Origin of the sequence: Paenibacillus puerhi, from assembly GCF_009846885.1 — a bacterium.
In the GTDB taxonomy this organism is placed as follows: domain Bacteria; phylum Bacillota; class Bacilli; order Paenibacillales; family NBRC-103111; genus Paenibacillus_G; species Paenibacillus_G puerhi.
In genome coordinates this window covers 1-2419 of sequence record NZ_WUWM01000079.1, presented here as the reverse complement: position 1 = coordinate 2419, position 2419 = coordinate 1, and the positions used below count along the sequence as shown (strand labels likewise).

The following is a 2419-nucleotide window of genomic DNA, read 5'->3' as shown; positions in this document are numbered from 1 at the left end:
TGTTTATTGCATAATAAAAGTGCCGAATATTGCAGCGTAAAAATGCTAAGTTAAATGCAAAAGAGACACTTGCCAGCATCCTATTAAACTCCTATCGTAAGGTTTGCGAGAACTGACGAAGGAGACTGGAAGGAATGCTGAAAATGCCTCAACAAGAGTATATCAAATTTTTACGTGAAGCAGAAGGTTGTTCGGTGAGTGAGATTGCTAGGCAGGTGGGCGTTCATTGGCGGACAGCCAAGCGATATGCGGATAAGGACAATTGGAACGAACAACTTGGTAAGCGTAAGAGCAGCAGCCCGGTGATGGGACCGTACATGGAAATTGTGGATGCTTGGCTGGAAGAGGACCAGCTTCTTCCGCGTAAGCAGAGGCACACGGGCGTCCGTATCTTTCAACGCCTGCAAGCGGAGCATGCGTTTACCGGCGGACAGCGAACGGTTCTCTCCTACGTCAAGCAACAAAAGAGTAGAATGGCGTTGGAACGCGCAAAAACGTATGAGCGGCTTGAACATCCGCCCGGCGAAGCGCAAGTCGACTTTACGACGATTCAAGTCAGCCGCGATCAGCAGCTTATGACGTACAAACTACTCGTCGTCTCATTCCCATACAGCAACGCAGCGTTTGTTTATCCAACGCCAGCAGAGAATCAGGAGTGTTTTCTCAAGGGGATGACCCAATGCTTCAAAGAGATGGGCGGTGTCCCCCGACGCATCTGGTTCGACAATCTGTCAGCCGCAGTCGTTCATATTGAGAAGCATGGCGAACGCCAGCTCACGGAGGGCTTTCAGCGCTTTTGCGCTCACTACCGAATCGAGGCAGTGTTTTGTAATCCGTACAGTGGCCACGAGAAGGGACATGTTGAGAGCAAGTGCGGCTATGCCAAGCGCAATTGGGCGGTACCGATTCCGCTTTATGAAAACCACGAGCAGTTAGCTGCGTATTTCGCCGAGCAAGCGCGGCAGGATCGCGAGCGACCACACTACGCCAAGGGTATCCGCATCGCCGAGTTGTGGGAAGCGGACCGTGCACAGCTGCTGACCTTGCCAGAGGAAGCTTTCGAACCGTTTCGACTGAGTGCGGCAGCTGTGAACAAGTATGGCGAAATTCGGTTTGAAGGCGTTGCCATCCCGCTCGTTGGTCTTGTTCCCCCGGGCAGTGAAGTGCTGGTCCAGACCTATTGGGATCGACTCGTGATATTGACCAAAGAGCACCAACGGGTGCGAGAGGTGCCGCGTCCGTACACCGGCAAAACAGCCGAAGTACCGTGGACGCAAGTCTTCACCAATCTGCTCCGAAAGCCGCGCAGTGTGGGCCATTCCCAGTTCATCCGGATGCTGCCGGAGGAGGTGCAAGTTTATGTCGGTGTTGCCGATCTTGCCTTGCGCAAGGAACGATTGCAAGCACTAGCGCATTGGTGCAGTGTCTATGCGATCGGGCAGATCGCCCAGGTGTTACAGACATCACCCAGCGAGGCGACGATTATGCAATTAACGGCGGCTCTCGGACTTGTGCAAGTGAACCGCGACATACCGGTAGCGTGGGACGAGAAACTCTCACCGCCGGGGGCCCAAGAGGTTGCATCGCTGCGTCAATATGATCGACTGATGGGGGTGTGCTGACGATGAAACCGGACTTGGTAGACCTGTGCAGGCAGCTTCGATTGGCGCACATCGTCGATTATGTCGCACAGCAACAAGACGAGCAAACGAGAGCGCTTGTCGAGCAGTTGCTGCTGGCGGAACGAGAAGGAAGACGACGCGCCCGGCTAGGGAAACTTGTGCAACAAGCCGGCTTCCCACACCTCAAGACTTTTGAGGGTTACGTAAGCGAACATATTTCGTTCCCTAGCGATTGCTCGATCGGAACGCTACTCGACATGAAATGGCTCGTGCAGCGCGAGAACTTGCTGCTAATGGGGGCGGTCGGGACGGGCAAAACGCATATGGCGACTGCGCTTGGGGTAGAGGCTTGTAGACGAGGGCATGCTGTACAATTCTTTCGGGCTTCGGATTTAGTGGCCCTCTTGCAAGAGAAGTTTGCAGCGGGTATACTCAGCCGCTTTCGTGAGAAGCTGAAGAAGATGGATCTGATTATTTTAGATGAAGTGGGCTATGTCCCGTTTAACCAAACGGGCTCGGAGCTATTGTTTAATGTGATTGCGGATTGCTATGAACAGCAGAGCGTGATCGTCACATCCAATCTCGAGTTTGGGCAATGGACCTCGATTTTTGGAGACACGAAGTTGACATCTGCTTTGGTCGATCGCCTTGTACATCATGCGCACATTCTTTCATTCACGGGTGAAAGTTTCCGGCTCAAGCAAGCGATGGAGCGAATTCCGCAGTGACCATTCATCTGGCAAGCGGTCTCGGCATTTTTGGCAGCAAGTTTAAGCATTTTTCGCTTGCAAAAAACA

The 2419-nt window shown here is 52.9% G+C and carries 2 protein-coding genes; both read left to right on the top strand.

The features are described from left to right. The first annotated feature begins 134 nt into the window (after nt 1-134). Nucleotides 135-1622, top strand: coding sequence for an IS21 family transposase (gene istA, locus GSF01_RS29025; RefSeq protein WP_159888748.1), 1488 nt, complete (start codon nt 135-137; stop codon nt 1620-1622). A 2-nt stretch (nt 1623-1624) separates the two neighbouring features. Continuing rightward, nucleotides 1625-2350: an IS21-like element helper ATPase IstB gene (gene istB / locus GSF01_RS29020; protein ID WP_159888747.1), complete on the top strand. Its 726-nt coding sequence runs from the start codon at nt 1625-1627 to the stop codon at nt 2348-2350. Nucleotides 2351-2419: the final 69 nt, after the last annotated feature.

Coding starts and splice junctions, on each gene's coding strand:
- istA (WP_159888748.1), top strand. CDS start 135: ATGCTGAAAATGCCTCAACAAGAGTATATCAAATTTTTACGTGAAGCA.
- istB (WP_159888747.1), top strand. CDS start 1,625: ATGAAACCGGACTTGGTAGACCTGTGCAGGCAGCTTCGATTGGCGCAC.